Raw genomic sequence first — 19,138 nt, 5'->3', positions numbered from 1 at the left:
AATATTTATTTTTGATGAAGTATTTTCAACTTAATCTTAATTTATCATCATGGTGAAAAAATGCAAGCTCTAATATGTCATTTTCTATCTATTTTGTGAAAGAAATATGTTATATAAGAAATGTATAGCGGTAAACAAAAACAACCTGCTTACATGATGTAAGCAGGTTGAAAATAATAAAATTAGAATTATCGTGGTTCAACAATCAGTTTGATTGCTGTTCTTTCTTCTCCATCGATAAGAATGTCAGTAAAGGCTGGAATGCATATCAAATCCACTCCGCTAGGCGCAACAAATCCCCTTGCAATGGCGACAGCCTTGACCGCCTGATTCAGTGCTCCAGCGCCGATAGCCTGTATTTCCGCTGCACCGCGTTCACGTAAAACGCCGGCTAATGCTCCTGCTACTGAATTTGGATTTGACTTTGCTGAAACTTTTAAAATTTCCATTTTTGCTCCCCCTTAAATTTACAATGGATAAGTGAGTGTTCATTAGAACAATCTTTGTTAGATGTTGCTATTTTTTTGAAAATCCATCCCCAAAATGTTTTTCAAAAATAGCAGGCTACCTACCATTTTTACTATATTCACGATAGAGGGCGCATATTCCTTCTTTCTGATTAATATTTTTCTGAAATAAATATGTGAATATTTATTCAAAGAAAATATGGTCATCATTTATCAAAATTCGATCAATTTTGACAGCTTTTTTCGACGATTCGTCAATTTCTACGATCACTGCACTTAATGTCGTGCGGCCTTCTGCAATTTCAAAACGGACAGGGAGGCTCGTTTTAAATCGTTTAATAATCGTTTCCCGATCAACACCTAAAATACCGTCATAAGGACCAGTCATGCCAACATCCGAAATATAAGCAGTTCCTTTTGGCAAGACACGGTTATCTGCTGTTTGAACATGTGTATGTGTTCCAACGACACATGATGCACGGCCATCTGTATACCAACCCATTGCTTGCTTTTCACTTGTGGCTTCACCATGAAAATCAATAAAAATAAACGGTGTACGTTTTGAAGCTTCTGCTATAAGCTCATCTACTTTTTGAAATGGGCAGTCAATCGGAGGTAAAAATGTGCGGCCTTGCAAGTTGATGACAGCTAGTTCTTTACCTTGTTTTTTAATAAAAGTGAGCCCTTTCCCTGGTGTACCTTGCGGGAAGTTTGCCGGACGAACAATATGGGGTGCATCATCGATGAAATCGAAAATGTCTCTTTTATCCCATGTATGGTTCCCCATCGTGAGCACATCAGCCCCAGCTTGAAGCAGCTCGTGATAGATTTTTTCAGTAAGGCCTTTCCCATGAGCCGCATTTTCTCCATTGACAATCGTAAAGTGCGGCTGATATTTTTTCTTTAGCTTTGGCAAGTATTCTTTCAGTGTATCTCTGCCAGGTGAACCAACGATATCTCCAACAAATAATATTTTCATACGTTTTGAACCCTTTCTCTTATAAAATGATCTTCTTATCAGTGTTGCATATTTACACAAAAAAATAAAGCGGCGCTAAGCGCACCGCTCTATTTTGCATACTCTACTGCGCGAGTTTCTCGAATAACTGTCACTTTAATGTGACCAGGGTAATCGAGCTCGTCCTCAATCCGCTTACGAATATCCCTTGCTAGACGGTGAGCTTCAAGATCATTAATTGAATCTGGCTTCACCATAATACGCACTTCACGTCCAGCTTGTATCGCAAACGATTTTTCAACACCTTCATAAGATTCAGAGATGTCTTCTAATTTCTCAAGTCTCCGAATGTAATTTTCAAGCGTCTCACTTCTTGCACCAGGGCGTGCTGCAGATAATGCATCGGCTGCCGCAACAAGAACAGCGATAATAGATGTCGGTTCTTGGTCACCATGGTGAGATGCAATACTGTTGATGACAACAGGATGCTCTTTATATTTCGTCGCAAGCTCAACGCCAATTTCCACGTGGCTTCCTTCTACTTCATGATCAATGGCTTTTCCAATGTCATGCAGAAGACCTGCTCGTTTTGCAAGCTTTGCATCTTCTCCAAGCTCTGAAGCCATGAGACCTGCAAGATGTGCAACCTCAATTGAATGCTTCAGGACATTTTGTCCATAACTTGTACGGAATTTTAAGCGACCGAGAATTTTGATGAGATCCGGATGCAAACCGTGAACTCCGACTTCAAATGTCGTTTGCTCACCCATCTCGCGGATATAATCATCGACTTCACGGCGTGATTTTTCCACCATTTCTTCAATTCGTGCAGGATGAATACGTCCATCCTGGACTAGCTTGTCCAGAGCTATCCTCGCTGTTTCACGTCTTATCGGATCAAAGCCCGATAAGATGACAGCTTCAGGTGTATCATCAATGATCAGGTCAATACCTGTTAACGTTTCTAACGTACGGATATTTCGTCCTTCACGTCCGATAATACGACCTTTCATCTCATCATTTGGAAGATTGACTACAGATACCGTTGTTTCAGCTACATGATCAGCTGCACAACGCTGTAACGCAAGTGAAAGAATGTTTTTCGCTTTTTTATCAGCCTCTTCTTTCGCCCGGTTTTCAGATTCTTTCGTCATGACTGCAATGTCGTGGGAAAGCTCATTTTCAACTTGATCCAGAATGATTTGTTTCGCTTCATCTCGAGTTAGACTAGAAATACGCTCCAACTCAGCTTTCTGCAAACGAATCATATCATCCACTTTGCTTTCCATCTCTTCAATATGTTGTTGTCGTTCATTCAGAGAATGATCTCTCTTCTCCAACAGGGACTCCCGTTTATCTAAAGTCTCGTCCTTGCGATCAAGGTTTTCCTCTTTTTGAAGTAAACGGTTTTCTTGTCTTTGAAGCTCATTACGTCTTTCACGAACTTCTTGCTCCGCCTCTACACGAAACGAATGAATTTCATCTTTCGCTTCTAAGAGCGCTTCTTTCTTCAATGCTTCCGCATCACGCTTTGCATCCTCAACAATTTGTTCGGCCATGTTTCTTGCGCCGGATATTTTTGCTTCTGCAATGATTTTACGAACAAAGTAGCCAACAACTAAACAGATTAGGCTCAGCAAAATGGAGATGATCGTAAACATCGTAGGCGACATATTTTCACCTCCTCTTGCTATGAACTTGGTTTTACAAATAAAGTGTCGGCATGTACATTGTTTTGTGTCTCAACATACAGGGCCTTCACAGGGAATGAGATCCTCACTGCCCTTGTCAAGTTTAAATTAGTTATCAATCATGTTAAGAAAAACAAGTGATACATTCCCATTGTAATTGTGTCGGAAATACTTGTCAAGCTAGTCAGACTGAGGCGTAAGTCGTTATTTCAAGCAAAGACAGAACTTTTGACCCGCTAGCTGTTATGTAATTGTAAAAAAAAGACGCTTTTCAGCGTCTTTTTAGTCATTCAATTCCAATTCTTCTTGTCCTTCTTCGTCAGTTGATTTCACTCCGTTTGTATCCAAACCGTAGTGCTCCCTGATCTGCTCTTGAATCATAAGTAGAATGTCTTTATTCTCTTTTAGGAATTGCTTCGCATTTTCACGTCCTTGTCCAAGACGTTCCTCTTGATAAGAATACCAAGCCCCGCTCTTTTGTACGATATCTAGTTCGCTTCCAAGGTCGATGATTTCTCCCTCTTTCGAGATACCTTCACCGTACATAATGTCTACTTCGGCAATACGGAATGGCGGTGCCACTTTGTTTTTCACAACTTTAATTCTCGTTTTGTTCCCCATGATGTCGTTCCCTTGTTTCAACTGTTCAGCACGGCGTACTTCTAAACGAACAGATGAATAGAACTTAAGTGCACGTCCACCAGGCGTTGTTTCAGGATTACCAAACATAACCCCTACTTTTTCACGAATTTGGTTAATAAAGATCGCAATTGTTTTTGATTTGTTGATAGCACCAGATAGTTTACGAAGTGCTTGAGACATCAAACGTGCTTGAAGACCAACGTGTGAATCTCCCATGTCTCCTTCGATCTCTGCTTTTGGTACAAGAGCAGCTACTGAGTCAATGACAACAATATCAACTGCACCACTACGAACAAGTGCTTCTGCAATTTCAAGTGCTTGTTCTCCTGTATCCGGCTGAGAAAGTAACAACTCATCAATGTTGACACCTAATTTTTGAGCGTAAACTGGATCTAGCGCATGCTCCGCATCGATAAATGCAGCTTGTCCTCCCTGCTGCTGAACCTCAGCAATCGCATGAAGTGCTACTGTCGTTTTACCAGAACTCTCTGGACCATATACTTCAATAATACGGCCGCGAGGGTATCCACCTATTCCAAGCGCAGTATCAAGTGCTAACGAACCACTAGGTACTGTTGAAATACGTGTATCTGTTTGCTCTCCTAGTTTCATAATAGAGCCTTTACCAAACTGTTTTTCTATTTGTTTAAGAGCCATATCTAAGGCTGCTTGACGATCACTCATTCTATTGTTTCCTCCTTTATCAATTCCACTATCTATACTATACCTTGTTTTACGTCATTTGCCAAGAAAAAAACGAACACATATTCGATTTTTTCTTGGCAGATTATTTAAGAAAAGAGCTGTTTCTATTAGAAAAAACGCTCTTTTATAAAGGAGTAAACCTCATAAAAAACAAAATTAACTTTCTTTTAATAATTTGAGAAGGTGGTGCAAACCATATTTCACAGCACGCTTGCGAATGCCTGATCGACTGCCAGTAAACATCCATTCAAACACGTCTGTCTGATCTTTTGTCGATAGCCCGATAAATACTTTTCCAACCGGCTGTCCTTCGTGTGGTTCAGGACCTGCCACACCTGTAAAGCTAATACCGATATCGCTTCCCGTCAGTTTTCTAACGCCTTCTGCGAGCTCTAAAGCACACTCTTTGCTGACAGCACCATGAGAAGACAATGTTTCTTCACGGCAGCCCAGCACTTGCTGCTTGACTTGATTTGTGTAACAAACCACACTGCCGTTTAAAATGGATGATGCCCCTTCGAGATCTGTCAGCCACTCTGAAAACATACCACCAGTCAGGCTTTCAGCCGCTGCTACTGTTTTCCCGTGTTCATGCAAGGCCTTTGAAGCTTCAAAGGCAAGAGATGTATCACCATATCCGTAGAAGTACTCGCCGACCCGTTCTAAAATTTGTGCTTCTGTTTCTTTTAACAGACGCTCTGTTTCTTTTTCATCCTCATGCTTGGCTGTCAGCCTTAGCGTCACTTCCCCGTCAGCTGCAAGCGGTGCAATCGTTGGATTGGTCTGTGCATCAATTAAATCTTCAAGATCTGTTTCCAGTTGAGATTCACCGATGCCAAAGAAACGCAAGACAACAGACACGATTTTTTCCTTTAGGCCGAGTTTTTCAGAAATAAGCGGCTTCGCTTCGTTTTCAAACATCGGGTGCAATTCACTTGGCGGTCCAGGGAGCAGAATGTAAAACGTATCTCCCTCTTGTATAAACATACCAGGTGCCATTCCGAAACGGTTTACGAGCACATCAGATCCCTCTAGAACGAGCGCCTGTTTACGGTTGTTCGGCGACATATCACGTCCGGTTTTACGGAAGTACTCTTGAATAGACTCAAATGCTTCTTCATTTAGCACAAGCTCTTTACCGAGCGTATTTGCAATGGTTTCTTTTGTTAAATCATCTTTCGTTGGTCCAAGACCCCCTGAGAAGATAATAAAATTCGATCTTTCCTGTGCCACTTGAATGGCCCTTTTTAAACGCTCTGGATTGTCACCAACTGCTGTGTGGTAATAAACATTCACACCAATTTCAGCTAGTTGTTTGCTGATGAATTGTGCATTCGTATTCGTAATTTGCCCTAGCAAAAGTTCGGAACCGACTGCAATAATTTCTGCTTTTCTCTCTGACTTCAAAGCGTACACGTCCTTTTTAGTTAGAATTCTTTAAGGCTTCCCAGTTTTTCGCAAAGTAATCCCAGCCTGAGACAACAGTGAAGAACACCGCTACCCACATGGCAAGATCACCAAATGGGAATGATACAAGTTCAAACGGCAGGTTATGCAAAAGAAGTGCCGAAATCGCAATGATTTGCGCCCACGTCTTCACTTTTCCAAGCATATTGGCTGCGACCACTTCACCGCCTCCAGCTAAGACAAGCCTTAGGCCTGTTACAGCAAATTCTCGGCTAATGATCACAATTGCCATCCATGCCGGTGTGAGGTTGTATTGAACAAGTATAATTAAAGCCGCTGAAACAAGCAATTTATCTGCAAGCGGATCTAAAAATTTACCAAAGTTTGTGACTAAATTGAGCTTACGTGCATAGTAACCATCAATCCAGTCGGTTGTCGAAGCGACAATAAACAGGATCGCTCCAACAAGGTGAGTGACTTCGATACTGACGTCACCAAAGCGCGCAACACCCCAATCTAATGGAGCAAGCATAATCAACATAAACACAGGAATCAAGGCGATCCTAGAAAGAGTAATTTTATTCGGTAAGTTAAACATGAATTCCAATCCTCCAATAAAGCATTTTTTTATGTATATAATAGTAGGAACAAAAGAAAAGTCATCTACTTGCTTAAGATGACTTTTCCTTTCCTTTATTCACAATCACAATGTTTTGTGTCATGGTGTTTTTAGGGTCTAATTCGTACTTCAGCGTTTCGTCATTGACTTTAATATCGATTCCCGATGCATTTCCTAAGCGGATATCGACTTGGGAAAGATCAGTCAAGTCTGTTTTAAACGATTCGCCATCTTTCAATTCACCCATCTTCAGCACTTTTCCAGATTCGTCTCTCACACGAAGCCATGAAGCTTGTGAGGCAGAAATGGTTAGCTCCATCTCTTCTGCACCTGATACTTCATACGTTGTAGTAGAACCCTCTGTATTCGTCGCCTTCAAAGAAACATCTTCATCGTCTTTAGATGAATCCTTTGAGGAATCGTCTTTTTCAGATGATTTTTCTTGATCATCTGACGAAGCTTTTTCCTTTTTCTTTTGATCCTTTGCCAGCGATGAATCCTCAGACACTTCGTATTTTGATTCTGATTGCTGAGGAGCCGCCTGATTATTTTTCTGTCCGCTATCATGATTAACCGCTTGAACGATCACATAAATGATAGCGATCACCACAAGGATCCCTCCAATGATTAAAATCGTCGGAAGCAGCTCCAGTACCTTTGAGGCAGGCTTTGGCAGCTCTCTTTGCGGTTTAATATTTGATAATTTATCAGACACTTCATCGTTATACGTACTTGGTACATCTTTACGAAACTCTTCGAACAATTGTTCAGGATTCAGTCCAACGGCTTCGGCATATTGTTTAATAAACGCTCTGACGTAAAATTTACCTGGAATGATATCATAGTTTCCTTGTTCTATTGCTAGCAAATAGCGCTTTTGGATTTTGGTAGCCGCCATCAGATCCTCCAGCGACATCCCTTTTTCCTCTCTGGCCTCAACGAGCCGTTTTCCCAATTCAGTCAAAACAAACACCTACCATTACCATATTAAAAATCGAAGCCAGAAAAACCAGAATGATCAAACACTTGTGGTTCTTCAGCGTGCTCGTATGTAATTTCTTCGTCTGCACTATTACGCAATTCAATGATGTAGTCGAAATCATCCATTGTATATTCTGAATTTTGAATAAAGATATCTGGATGCTCTACCACCTTTGTAGCAGGCAGTCTCATAATTTCTCTTAAAAGCTGCAAGTGCTTTTCAGAACCTCTTCTTGTCGACACAATCCCATCAATAATAAAGACGTTATCTGGGCTGTATTCATCTGCAATCAGCTGACTGCGAATGGTCTGTTTCAAAAGAGTCGACGATACAAACAGCCATCTCTTACTGGCACATACACTTGAAGCAACAATTGATTCTGTTTTTCCAACCCGCGGCATTCCGCGAATTCCAATCAATTTATGTCCTTCTTTTTTAAATAATTCAGCCATAAAATCAACAAGAAGACCAAGCTCGTCCCTTTCAAAACGGAACGTCTTTTTGTCATCCGCATCACGCTGAATGTATCTTCCATGACGAACAGCTAAACGGTCACGAAGTTTTGGCTGTCTTAGTTTCGTTACTTTTATCGTTTCCATTGTATTTAAAATTGATTCAAGCCGCTTAATTTGATCTGTGTGGTCACATCGAAGAAGCATGCCGCGTCTTGATACATCAACACCATTAATTGTCACAATATTAATTGAAAGCATCCCCATTAAAGAAGAAATGTCTCCTAAAAGTCCGGGACGGTTCACCTGTATCTCATATTCAAAATACCATTCGAGCTTTGCCAAATGATATTACCCCCTTCATTGTGGCAAATTTTTACCTTCCTTTATCATAAAGCATTTTCACATTTTTAGAAAGCACAATGTTGTGAAACGTTTAAAATAAAAAGAGAGGCACAAACGACCTCTCTTTTTGTTTAGTGCGAGCTATTATTTTCAACTAGCTTGACCATCATGTTTGCAATGGCACGCTGCTCATCTTCTGATGCAACGCTCCAAAGATCAGAAAGTACTCTTTCTTGCTCATTCTTTGCTTCAACTTCATTAGCCAGGTATCCGCCAATTTCATACGCAAGGTTATTGATGGTATCATCTGATAAACCTTTATCCTGTGCATGATTTAAACGGTCACCTAAAAAGTTTTTCCAATGGTCCCAGCTCTCAAGTACAGACATGTCGATTCCTCCATTCGAAAAGATGAATTACAGCCATAGCTTTTGTCATGGAGAGACGAATTATACACGTTTTTTAACAGTACCAGCCGCCATTCACAGATAAAATTTGACCTGTGATATAACTTGACTGCTTGGAGGCAAGAAACCAAATGGCATCGGCTATCTCTTCAGGTGCGGCAAGACGGCCGAGCGGAATCTCCTCTTCCATCATCGCAAGGTCTTCTTGTGTGAAGCATTTCATCATATCAGTCTGAACCGCACCTGGTGAGACTGCATTTGCTCTAATTCCACTTGGGGCAAGCTCTTTGGCAAGCCCTTTAATGAAGGCATTTTGAGCACCCTTGACCATACTGTACAGTACTTCACACGAGGCACCCGTTTCTCCCCATATTGAGCTAACTGAAATAATATGACCTGACTTTTTTTGAATCATGGCAGGCAAAATAGATTGGGTAAGCTCATATGGACTTGTCACATGAAGCTGCACCATGCTGGCTAGAACTTCTTTTTCAGTATCTGTCACTAAACCAACATGACTCTTTCCGCTATTTAAAACAAGAATATCTGGATCAAGCGGCAGGCGGCTGACAAGCTCTGCTGCTCCGCCTGTTTTCGCTAAATCAGCTTGAACGACGTGCGTTTCTACTTGATATGTTTCTTTGAGATCAGCGGAAAGACGACTAGCCGCTTGTTCATTTTGATGATAATGGAGCATCAGATGGCAGCCTTCTTGGGCAAGCTTTTTGGCTGCCGCCTGCCCAATTCCGCCACTGGCACCAGTAATCAGCGCCCAACGACTCATACTTTGTTCCTACTTTCTTTATGGAATCCTTATTCTTTTCGTTTAAATGGGAACCAATTGGCTGAACCGAACAATTTGACCATCACAGGTACGAACAATGGTAGCACAACGAGTGCATACAATAAAAGTCCAGTTAGAACAAGTGTTGCAATTTGTAAGAGTGACAATACACCTGAAGGTAGCATCGCTGCAAATGTTCCTGCCAAAATGACGGCAGCAGACATAATAACAGATCCCATATTTTTCATTGATTCAGTCATGGCAAACTGGATGTCTTTTGTTTTGTATTCATTGAAACGTTCCATTAAGAAAATTGAATAATCGACTCCAAGCGCCATTAAGATGACAAAGCCAAAGAATGGAACAGCCCAGTTGATGCCTGGATATCCGAAGAAATGGGTGAAAATAAATTCGGTTATACCGATGGCGGTAAAGTACGTTAAAATCAGCGATCCAACTAAGTAAAGCGGCATCACGAGCGAACGGAAGAGAATCACTAGTATTAAGAAAATACCGATCATCATGTAAAGAACCGTCTTATTGAAGTCTTGGTCTGACAGCTGTTTTAAATCAGCGTTCATACTTGATACACCAGATACGCCAAATGAAACATCTTTTAGGTTTGTTTCAGGAAGTGCACGTTTGACCGAAGCTTCTACTTGTTTAATTGTTTTCATGGCGTCGTTTCCATATGGATTGTCTTCTAAAATGACGTCAATCTTTGTCATTTTGCGGTCATCCGACATGTAGGAATCGAACACTTGCTTGAATGCTTTATTTTTTAGGACATCTTTTGGAATAAACCAACCGGCCATGTCTTGATCTGGTGCGTTTTTCAGTTCATCTAAGTAGTCTCCTGCACCCATTAAGCCGTTTGAAATTTTCTCAAGGCCGTCTACACTTTTGTTTAGACCATCCGTCAGCTTGGTCAGATCGTCACCAAAGCCGCCAATTTTTTCTTTCATTTGTTTTTGACCATTAATGATGTCGCCGGCTCCATTTGCAAGTTTAGGCATACTATCAGCTAACTTTCCTTGGCCTTTAGACGTTTGATCTAGCCCGTTTTCAATGGCTTCTAAGCCAGCAATCAGCTCATCAATTTGATTTGTAAACACTTTTTGTTGTTCTGAGGCATTTGCGATAAAAGCATCTGCTGTTTCAAGCTGTTTTTTTGCTTCTTTTGCTTGTTTTGCATAACTGTCTGCCTGTTTAGCGCCTTCTTGCAAAGTAGCAGAAAGTTCGTTATATGAAGCTTTGATGGCTTGATATGATTGGTTTTCTTTCACCTGCGGAATTTGCTGCTCAAGTGTACTGAACTGTTTATTCGCTTGACTGATCAAAGCTTTCACATCCGCTGCGGCAGAGGATGACGTATCGACTTGTGCCAATGCTGATTTTAATTCTTTGGAAATGCTTTTATACAGTGCTACTTGCTGATTTACTTGTGCGACTTGATCTGTTAATTCCTTTTTCGCACCCTTTATTCTTTCTTTAATTTCAGAAACACCTTTTTTGTTTTGATCAATTCCGTTTTGCAGATCTCTCATCGATTTTTCGACGTTTTGAATACCTGATTTTACGGATTCGGTTCCAGTAATCAATTTGTTAATGCCTTTTCCTGACGCTTTAATTTGTGGTGTTTGATCCTCGATGGATTTACTCATGGTTGTAAGAGCATCTTGGATCTTTTTCAACCCTTCGTTACTTTTATCAAGCCCGCTATTTAGCTCTTTGGCTTGAGATTTCACGTACAGATCATTCAGTCCTTTACCAACAGGACGAGTGGCACTTCTCACTTTACTCACGCCATCTGTTTGTTCAATCGCACGACTAAGTTTTTCAATAGCAATCAGACCTTCGTTATTGTCTAAAAGATCGGATGATTTCACGACAACTGTTGCTGGAAGGGCTTCACCTGGTCCAAATTTGTCAGAGATCGTATTAAATGCATTGACGGATTCGTATTTATTGCCGATTTCGTCTAGGTTGTTATATGAAAGTGTCCCTTTATACATGAGAATCGCTGGAAGGGTAATAATTGCAACGATTAGCAAGCTGAGAAGTGGTTTCTTAAATGAAAAACGACCAGCTGTTTCCCACATTTTCGATTGCGGGTGGGCAATATCGCCTTTGATCGGCCAAAATAACACTTTTCCTAAAACCGCCATAAAGAATGGAACGACAGTGAGCAGTGCCACAATTAACACGGCGACACCAACCGCCACGGCTACAGCTGATTTATACAGTTGGAATTCGGCTAAACCGATACACGTAAAACCAATGAGGACAGCAATTCCGCTGAATAAAACGGTTTTACCTGCCGTCTTATATGTTGTAATAATCGCCTCAATCTTATCTTTTCCGTGAGATAGTTCTTCTTTAAACCGGCTTAGCAACAGGATGCAGTAGTCGGTTCCAATCCCAAACATGATGGCGACCATAAAAATTTGGGTAAAGGTCGAGAGCGGAAAATCAACATACTTTACTAGGTAAGCCACAATGGATTGGCTGACCAAATAGGAAAGCGCTACGGCCACTAAAGGAACGAATGGTGCCACTGCGGATCTAAAGACAAGCACAAGAACAATTAAAATAAACCCAATTGTAATGAATTCTGTTTTTTTCAGACCTTCTTGTGAGCTTGTGATGACATCATCGTCGATTAGCGGCTGCCCTGTCATTTCAAATTTCAGGTTCAGGCTCTTAAGCTTTTCATTGACTCTTTCTTTAAAATCGGATGCTTTGATTTTGTTCGAGTCGTATGTAACTGGAACAAGAAGTGTTGTTTGATCTTTAGAGAGCATCTGTTTTTTAATATCTTTGTTTGCATCAAAATAAGAAGTGATGTCTTCAACATGGAGATCTTGATCCTTTTCTAAAATCTCCATCGCTTTCTTTAAAGAGGCTTCTCTTTCTTTGACGATATCCTTTCCTTGAAAGACAATGACGATCGATTTTTCCGTATCCCCATTTTCAGACATGTTCTTTAATAATTGATCGGCGTAGGAAGAAGGATAACCATCTGGAACAGAAATCTGCCCTTTTTCTTTTGTTAATTGCGCCATATTAGGAGCGGTGATTAATAATACAGCCGCTAGTACGACCCAAAGGATCGTGATCAGCCATCTACCCTTTATGATTGCTCTCATTACTATGTTGTGCCTCCTCTTCGATGATAATCTGATAAATCTTTTCATATGTTTGAATAAATGATTCGATTTCTTTTTCATCAAATTTTTCTAAATATGACCGAACAAGATCCTGAAGCTGCTTTTCCATTCGGCTGACTACATCTTTTCCTTCGGGCGTTACATAGAGATGAACGTTTCTTCGGTCAGCTTGATCATGCTCACGATAAATATAATCTTTATTAAAAAGACGATTGGTCATGGATGTCACAGCACTTTTGTTGACATTACATTCGTTGGCAAGGTCTGTTGATGTACATCCTGGGTGTAAATTGATGTATCGAAGCGAGTAATATTGATCAAGTGTCAGTTCTTTATCGAGCTTTTCCGTGATCATACTCGATACTTTTTTCTCCATCATGAGATAGACGTCCGCATATCTCTGGATGAGCTGGGCAATTTTATTTTGTACCATATGCTGCTCCTTTAGTTTGATTGTTTAACTATTAAAGAGTTTAACTAATACCCAAAACAATTGTCAATCAATATCTTCGCATATAAAGCGCTTTCTTTAGCTGGACACAAAAAAGACAAACTCTTATACGTTGAGTTTGTCTTTTTTTCATTTATTTTGCTTTCGGCACGACTTTGAAAACTGACATTCTTTCTTCATCAATTTCTTCGTCTAAGATTTCCTGAATATCTGTTAATTGGATTTGCTCCAGTACTGGCACGACATCAAATAAGCTCATTTCTAAGAATGCGTATCGAGTGAATTGATTGGCGATGTACTCCGGGGAGTTCATCGCTTTTAAAAAGCTGCCAATTTTTTTCTTGCGAGCAAGTTCAATCTTTTCTTCTGTGATCAGGCTTTTTGCTTGAAGAAGCGTTTCTTTTAATTCATCTGCGAGTTGATCAGGGTCATTTGTATCTCCGCCAACTGAAGTGAAGCCAAAACCGCCTTCTTCCGTATAATCGTAACTGAATGTCTCATCAATCAAGCCTTTTTCATACATACGCTCATATTGCAGAGAACTTTTACCAAACAATGTCTCTAAAATAAGATTCATGCCAAGCTCATGTTTGAGGAGCTGTTTTCCTTTTTTATGCGGGTTTTTCGTTTTCAAACCAAACATACACTTAGAGCCTTGTACATTCATTTTCAGTTCGTATTCTTTTCGGTATACACGATCAGGTTCATTGATCTCTTTCCGCTGAATATCCGGCTGATCGGTAAATGGTTTTTTTGCCTGATTCGCTCTTACTTGGTCTAAAATTTGCGCCGGATCAACAGGACCTACTACAAAAAGAAGCATATTGCTTGGGTGATAGAACGTTTCGTAGCATTCATATAAATGGTCTTTCGTAATTGGCGCAATGCTTTCAACGGTTCCAGCAATATCAATTCTCACTGGGTGCTCTTGATAGAGGTTTTCGATCAGACCAAAGAATAAACGCCAATCTGGATTGTCATCATACATGTTGATTTCTTGACCAATGATGCCTTTTTCTTTTTCGACCGTTTTTTCAGTAAAATAAGGCTCTTGCACAAAATCAATGAGTGTTTCAAGATTCTGTTCGACATTGGCCGTGCTTGAAAATAAGTATGCCGTTCTCGTAAACGTCGTAAATGCGTTTGCGGCTGCTCCCTGTTTACTAAATGTATGAAACACATCACCATCTTCTTTTTCAAACAGCTTATGCTCTAAGAAATGGGCAATTCCATCAGGCACTCGGATCATGTCTTCTTTGCCAAGCGGCACAAATTCATTGTCGACAGAGCCATATTTTGTTGTGAAGGTTGCATATGTTTTGTTAAACCCTTGCTTTGGCAGCACATAGACGTCTAGTCCGCTGTCCATTTTTTCGTGATATACCGTCTCTTGCAGCTGATCGAATTGAATTGTTTTCACTGTCATGAAGCACCCTCCGTTCCTTTAAGAAAATAGGTCGTATCCCATTCGATTTTTTGACCCACTTTGATGATGTCCTCTTTTGTCACTCTGTCTAACGCATCTAAAAAGGAATCGAGGCTCTCCCCTGTTGGCACGACGGCATGCTGATATAAGTATTCCGCTGTTCCATAAGACGTATCAATTGTTTCGAGCAACTGGTTTTTGACGACAGCCTTTGTCTGTTCAATTGCTTCATCAGAAAAATCGCCTTTTTGCATGGCATCAAATTGTTCTTTGATGATGTCTACTGCCTGCTGATAGTTGCCGACTTCAATTCCTGACATGACCATCATCAAACCTTTAAAGCTCTCAAGTCTAGAAACAGCATAGTACGCAAGACTTGCTTTTTCGCGCACATTGATAAATAGCTTTGAATGCGAGAAGCCGCCGAATATGCCATTAAACAAATGCAGCGCCGGATAATCTTTATCCGCTATCGTTGTATGTGTGCGAAAACCAATGTTTAGCTTTCCTTGTTTTACGTCCTCTTCATCAATGACTTCTTTTGGCTCTATTTGTAATCTTGATGATTCGGTATTTTGTTTGACCGGCTCTCTTTCACTTGTTTTAAAGTATTGCGAGACCATTCGATTGATGTCTTGTTCATCAACGTCTCCCACAACATAGAGATCCAGCTGGTTTGACTGAAGTGCATGCTCGTATGCTTTAAAGAGCGCTTCTGACGTAATCGCTTCGACGTCTTCCATTTCACCATTGACGTGCAGTGCATATGGCTCACCTTTACACATTTCCTGCACAAGTCTTAAGTTTGAATAGCGCATTTTGTCATCATAAACGGCTTGAATGCGCTGTTTCAATGTTCGTTTTTCTTGCTCAACGTACAATTCATGAAATACCCCGTTTTCCACGTACGGGTGGAATAATAGTTCAGAAAGTAAGGCAATCCCTTTTTCTAGTAAAGGGGTTTGATCCTTTAAATATTTTTCATTCGCCATTTCTAGACGAAAGGTAATGATGTGATTTTCACCTTTTTTCGCCATGTCTGCGGAAACGGTCGCCCCATAGAGCTCGTCGAAATAAGCACGAAGCTCTCCCGTTTTCGGCATTTTTTCTGTTCCTCTTAAAAGCACATGCGGGAAAAGAGAACGCATGGTGACGTCATCTTTGGATAAAGGCGCAAGCATTTTAAAAAGGATCGTCACGGTTTTAAATTTTTCTGTTTTGACAATATGAGTATGAAGACCAGGTGTATCAAATGTCTTCTCTTGTAAGTACGTCATGAGAAACCTCCTTTGTTCATCCTATTTATTATGTATTAGAACATAGCTGATATATACGTGAAACAGCCATTTAATAGTCATTATATCAATCAGAGGAAAGGATAGGAAATAAAAACGCCTCTGCTAAAAGCAGAGACGCAGGTTGTTATTTCATTCTAAACGGCCACCAATTCCATTTTCCAAAGATGCGAACCATGACCGGGATAAAGAGTGGTAGAACAACAAAAGCATATAATAAAAGTCCAATGAGTACGACCGTTGCAATTTCAACTAATGATAATACACCCGAGGGCAGCATCGCAGCAAAAGTACCCGCTAAAATAGCAACTGCTGAAATAATGACCGACCCCATATTTCTCATCGCTGATATCATGGATGCTTGAACATGCTCTCCCTTCCATTCATTAAAACGATCCATGAGGAAGATCGAATAATCAATGCCGAGGGTCACAAGGATCACAAAGCTGAAAAATGGAACAGCCCAGCTGACACCATCGTAGCCAAAGAATGTTTTGAAAATCCATTCTGTTAAGCCAATGGATGTAAAATACGTTAATATGAGTGACAGTGTTAAGTATATCGGCATGACGATTGACCTTAATAATATAACTAAAATAATAAAGATACCAATTAACATGAAAATAACCGTTCTAATAAAGTCACCGTCTGACGTTTCTTTTAAGTCAACATTTAAACTGGAGATACCAGATACACCGTAGTTGGCGTTTTTCAAACCACTTACAGGTAAATATTGATCAAGGGTTTCTTCAATTTTTGCTACACCTTTCATTGCTTCATTGCTGTATGGATTTACATTTAAAATCACTTCAAAGGTTGTTAATTTACGATCTGGGGACATATACGTATTAAATATTTTCTTAAATTCATGGCGTTTCAGTACTTCTTCTGGTATAAACCAGCCCGTTACTTCTTCATCTGGTGCTTCCTGAAGCTGTTTTAAGTAGCTGTCCGCCTCGGTAAAGCCGCTTTTTACTTGCTCAAGTCCGGAAATACTTTCATCTAATCCATCTGTTAATAGTGAGAGTTTAGATGATAGCTGGTTAAACCCTTTTTTCACGGCTTTTTGGCCATCAGTCAGTTGATCTGCACCATCTTCAATTTTAGGCATTTCTTTGATGAGCTGTTTTTGTCCTTTATTCGTTTCATCAAGACCATCATAAATTTGATCTAGACCTGTCATCAGCGCCTTTACTTGTTGTTTGATTTCTTTTTGCTTGCTTGAGAACGTTTGAATGACTTGATCTGCTTTCTTGATCTTTTGTTTAAAGGCAGATGCTTCCTCTTCATAGACGCTCATTTGCTCTCCAGCTTGATCGAGCATTCCTTTTGTGTCTTTGAATACTTTTTTGATTTCTTTATATTCATTCATATCTTTGATTTCTGGAAGCCGGTTTTCAAGTCCTTCAAATGATACGTTTTCATAGGATTGTTTCACTTTCTTAATCGTTGTCATCAGTTGCTCATTTGATGTTGCGTGACGTTCGAGTGTGCTTACGACTCGTTCAAGGTCTTGAATCATGGTTTCACTTCTGCGGTATTCTTGCTCTAATTCTTTTTTCGCTTGTTTGATTTCAGTGCGAATGGTTCCTACGCCCTCTTTACTGCGCCTCACACCATCCTCTAAAGAAATGAGTGATTTCCTCACTTCTCCGATCCCGCCTTTGATGGCTTTTGTCCCATCAATCAATTGATCAATCCCTTTAGCGGATTCTTCAATTTTTGGTTTTTGTTTGAGAAGTGCTAAGTTTGTTTCGGTCAAGCCATCTGTAATTTTCCCGATGCCCTCATGACCTTTCCCAAGCTCTCCTCCCAGCTCTTTCGCTTGAGAGGTAACGTAGAGCTGACTTAACCCGTCTCCAACTGGGCGAGTGACACTGCGAACCGCTTTTACTTCCTCAATGTCACTTAACTTACGGGTCAGTTTTTCAATCATGACGATCTTTTCTTGATTATCGAGCTCATTGTCACTTTCGACAAGCACATTCAGCGGCAGCGCTTCACCAAAGCCAAATTGCTCAGATATCGTATTAAATGCAGACACTGACTCATACTTTGTCCCAATCTCATTTAAACTATTATAAGAAAGAGTGCCGTCATACATCAGAATTGGAGGAACAGTGATGAGTGCAACTACCCCTAAGCTGATGAGCGGTCTTTTAAATGAAAAGCGCCCAGCCCATTCCCATATCTTACTTTGTGGATGACGAATGTTTTCTCTTTTAGACGGCCAAAAAAGGGATTTTCCGAAAACCGACATAAAAAAGGGAACGATTGTGACAAGTGCAATGAGCAGAATGCCAACGCCTACGGCAACGCTGACGGCTGATTGGTACAATTGGAATTTTGCGAAACCAATACTTGAGAAGCCGACTAACACAGCTAAGCCGCTGAAAAAGACCGTTTTCCCTGCACATTGATACGTGATGATAATTGATTCTTTGACATCACGCCCCTGACCAATCTCCTCTTTAAAACGGCTTAAAAGTAATATACAATAATCCGTTCCTATACCGAACATAATAGCTACCATAAAAATCTGAGTGAAATTAGACAGAGGAAATGGTGTATATTCTACGAGAAAAGCCACAATACACCGGCTGACAGCATAAGAAATGCCAATCGTAATAAGCGGAACAACAGGTGCCAGTATCGATCTGAATACAATTATTAAAATAAAGAAAATAAAAATCATCGTAATAAGTTCAGTTTTCTTCAGACCTTGTTGAGAGCTTTTAATGACATCTGAGTCCACAAATTTTTGACCTGTCATTTCATATGAGACGTTGTAGGGCTTTAAAACTTCCTCAATTCGTTCTTTAACCTTCACAGCTTTTGTTTCGTAGTGGTCGAATTTGAATGGAACAAGAAGTGTACTTTTATCCTTTGATAAAAGTTGTTTTTGAATGTCACGTTCTACATGAAAATACGAAGTAATTCCGTCAATGTGGAGTTCTGGGGCATGTGTCATGAGTGCAGCTAAAGCCTTTTTTAATTCCTGCTCTTTGGCAGGGAACAAATGTTGTTCGGAGAATACAATCACACCAGTATCTTTTTTCCCATTATGATCTGAAAGCTTATCCAATAAATGAAGTGCCTCAGCTGTTGGTGTCCCCTCTGGAACCTTTAACTGCCCTTTTTCTCTTGTTAATTCCTCTAAATTGGGCGCAGTAATAAACAGAATCACAGCTGTTATCATCCACACCATTAATACAATCCATCTTGCTTTAATTATTTGCAACATAGCTGCTTCAAGCTCCTTCTAGTTCATCAATCAATTTGCTGTTTTTGAGCGTGTCTGAAGTGCTGACTTCGTCTCCTTCAACGTGCTAATGGC

General features: G+C 40.3%; 15 protein-coding genes. All 15 read right to left on the bottom strand.

The features are described 5' to 3' along the window. Positions 1 to 188: 188 nt before the first annotated feature. Positions 189 to 449 (bottom strand): stage V sporulation protein SpoVS, encoded by a 261-nt coding sequence (gene spoVS / locus NST09_RS08410; protein WP_003211281.1) that lies wholly within the window; start codon positions 447 to 449, stop codon positions 189 to 191. Between the two features lie 202 nt (positions 450 to 651). Continuing rightward, positions 652 to 1,446 (bottom strand): TIGR00282 family metallophosphoesterase, encoded by a 795-nt coding sequence (locus NST09_RS08405; RefSeq protein ID WP_008344680.1) that lies wholly within the window; start codon positions 1,444 to 1,446, stop codon positions 652 to 654. 89 nt (positions 1,447 to 1,535) lie between these two features. Beyond that, complete coding sequence (gene rny, locus NST09_RS08400; protein ID WP_113747382.1) at positions 1,536 to 3,098, bottom strand: ribonuclease Y; 1,563 nt, start codon at positions 3,096 to 3,098, stop codon at positions 1,536 to 1,538. 300 nt (positions 3,099 to 3,398) lie between these two features. Continuing rightward, positions 3,399 to 4,442 (bottom strand): recombinase RecA, encoded by a 1,044-nt coding sequence (gene recA / locus NST09_RS08395; RefSeq protein ID WP_007499478.1) that lies wholly within the window; start codon positions 4,440 to 4,442, stop codon positions 3,399 to 3,401. A gap of 177 nt (positions 4,443 to 4,619) precedes the next feature. Beyond that, on the bottom strand, positions 4,620 to 5,870 hold the full coding sequence (locus NST09_RS08390; protein WP_116306871.1) for a competence/damage-inducible protein A: 1,251 nt from the start codon (positions 5,868 to 5,870) through the stop codon (positions 4,620 to 4,622). 16 nt (positions 5,871 to 5,886) lie between these two features. After that, on the bottom strand, positions 5,887 to 6,468 hold the full coding sequence (pgsA, locus tag NST09_RS08385) for a CDP-diacylglycerol--glycerol-3-phosphate 3-phosphatidyltransferase (protein WP_008344688.1): 582 nt from the start codon (positions 6,466 to 6,468) through the stop codon (positions 5,887 to 5,889). A 73-nt stretch (positions 6,469 to 6,541) separates the two neighbouring features. Continuing rightward, positions 6,542 to 7,453, bottom strand: coding sequence for a helix-turn-helix domain-containing protein (locus tag NST09_RS08380; protein ID WP_019744182.1), 912 nt, complete (start codon positions 7,451 to 7,453; stop codon positions 6,542 to 6,544). Positions 7,454 to 7,476: 23 nt separating this feature from the next. Further along, complete coding sequence (locus NST09_RS08375) at positions 7,477 to 8,268, bottom strand: DUF3388 domain-containing protein (protein WP_003211480.1); 792 nt, start codon at positions 8,266 to 8,268, stop codon at positions 7,477 to 7,479. Between the two features lie 131 nt (positions 8,269 to 8,399). Beyond that, on the bottom strand, positions 8,400 to 8,657 hold the full coding sequence (locus tag NST09_RS08370; protein WP_008344693.1) for a DUF3243 domain-containing protein: 258 nt from the start codon (positions 8,655 to 8,657) through the stop codon (positions 8,400 to 8,402). A gap of 73 nt (positions 8,658 to 8,730) precedes the next feature. Continuing rightward, a complete protein-coding gene (locus NST09_RS08365) occupies positions 8,731 to 9,459 on the bottom strand; it encodes an SDR family oxidoreductase (RefSeq protein ID WP_116306869.1) in 729 nt (242 codons plus the stop codon). A 29-nt stretch (positions 9,460 to 9,488) separates the two neighbouring features. Further along, positions 9,489 to 12,608 carry an MMPL family transporter gene (locus NST09_RS08360; RefSeq protein ID WP_342493504.1) on the bottom strand — a complete coding sequence of 1,040 codons (3,120 nt, stop codon included), beginning with the start codon at positions 12,606 to 12,608 and terminating at the stop codon, positions 9,489 to 9,491. Further along, a complete protein-coding gene (locus NST09_RS08355; protein ID WP_017359054.1) occupies positions 12,586 to 13,062 on the bottom strand; it encodes a MarR family transcriptional regulator in 477 nt (158 codons plus the stop codon). The genes NST09_RS08360 and NST09_RS08355 overlap by 23 nt, the downstream gene beginning before the upstream one ends. Positions 13,063 to 13,213: 151 nt before the next feature. Next, the gene (locus NST09_RS08350) at positions 13,214 to 14,506 is read right to left on the bottom strand and encodes a pitrilysin family protein (RefSeq protein WP_017359055.1); all 1,293 of its coding nucleotides are present in this window, start codon (positions 14,504 to 14,506) and stop codon (positions 13,214 to 13,216) included. Continuing rightward, a complete protein-coding gene (locus tag NST09_RS08345) occupies positions 14,503 to 15,783 on the bottom strand; it encodes a pitrilysin family protein (RefSeq protein WP_048002210.1) in 1,281 nt (426 codons plus the stop codon). Before NST09_RS08345 ends, NST09_RS08350 begins: the two co-directional genes overlap by 4 nt. A 145-nt stretch (positions 15,784 to 15,928) precedes the next feature. Next, positions 15,929 to 19,045 (bottom strand): MMPL family transporter, encoded by a 3,117-nt coding sequence (locus NST09_RS08340; RefSeq protein ID WP_342493503.1) that lies wholly within the window; start codon positions 19,043 to 19,045, stop codon positions 15,929 to 15,931. Positions 19,046 to 19,138: the final 93 nt, after the last annotated feature.

This window comes from Bacillus sp. FSL W7-1346 (assembly GCF_038593335.1).
In the GTDB taxonomy this organism is placed as follows: Bacteria; Bacillota; Bacilli; order Bacillales; family Bacillaceae; genus Bacillus; species Bacillus altitudinis.
Note: the sequence above shows the minus strand (reverse complement) of the source record. Positions and strands in the feature narration are given on the sequence as shown.

Excerpts from the sequence above, each read along its gene's own strand:
- rny (WP_113747382.1), bottom strand. The coding sequence starts at position 3,098 with ATGTCGCCTACGATGTTTACGATCATCTCCATTTTGCTGAGCCTAATC.
- spoVS (WP_003211281.1), bottom strand. The coding sequence starts at position 449 with ATGGAAATTTTAAAAGTTTCAGCAAAGTCAAATCCAAATTCAGTAGCA.
- NST09_RS08370 (WP_008344693.1), bottom strand. The coding sequence starts at position 8,657 with ATGTCTGTACTTGAGAGCTGGGACCATTGGAAAAACTTTTTAGGTGAC.
- NST09_RS08345 (WP_048002210.1), bottom strand. The coding sequence starts at position 15,783 with ATGACGTACTTACAAGAGAAGACATTTGATACACCTGGTCTTCATACT.
- NST09_RS08355 (WP_017359054.1), bottom strand. The coding sequence starts at position 13,062 with ATGGTACAAAATAAAATTGCCCAGCTCATCCAGAGATATGCGGACGTC.
- NST09_RS08365 (WP_116306869.1), bottom strand. The coding sequence starts at position 9,459 with ATGAGTCGTTGGGCGCTGATTACTGGTGCCAGTGGCGGAATTGGGCAG.
- NST09_RS08340 (WP_342493503.1), bottom strand. The coding sequence starts at position 19,045 with ATGTTGCAAATAATTAAAGCAAGATGGATTGTATTAATGGTGTGGATG.
- NST09_RS08360 (WP_342493504.1), bottom strand. The coding sequence starts at position 12,608 with ATGAGAGCAATCATAAAGGGTAGATGGCTGATCACGATCCTTTGGGTC.
- pgsA (WP_008344688.1), bottom strand. The coding sequence starts at position 6,468 with ATGTTTAACTTACCGAATAAAATTACTCTTTCTAGGATCGCCTTGATT.
- NST09_RS08350 (WP_017359055.1), bottom strand. The coding sequence starts at position 14,506 with ATGACAGTGAAAACAATTCAATTCGATCAGCTGCAAGAGACGGTATAT.
- NST09_RS08405 (WP_008344680.1), bottom strand. The coding sequence starts at position 1,446 with ATGAAAATATTATTTGTTGGAGATATCGTTGGTTCACCTGGCAGAGAT.
- recA (WP_007499478.1), bottom strand. The coding sequence starts at position 4,442 with ATGAGTGATCGTCAAGCAGCCTTAGATATGGCTCTTAAACAAATAGAA.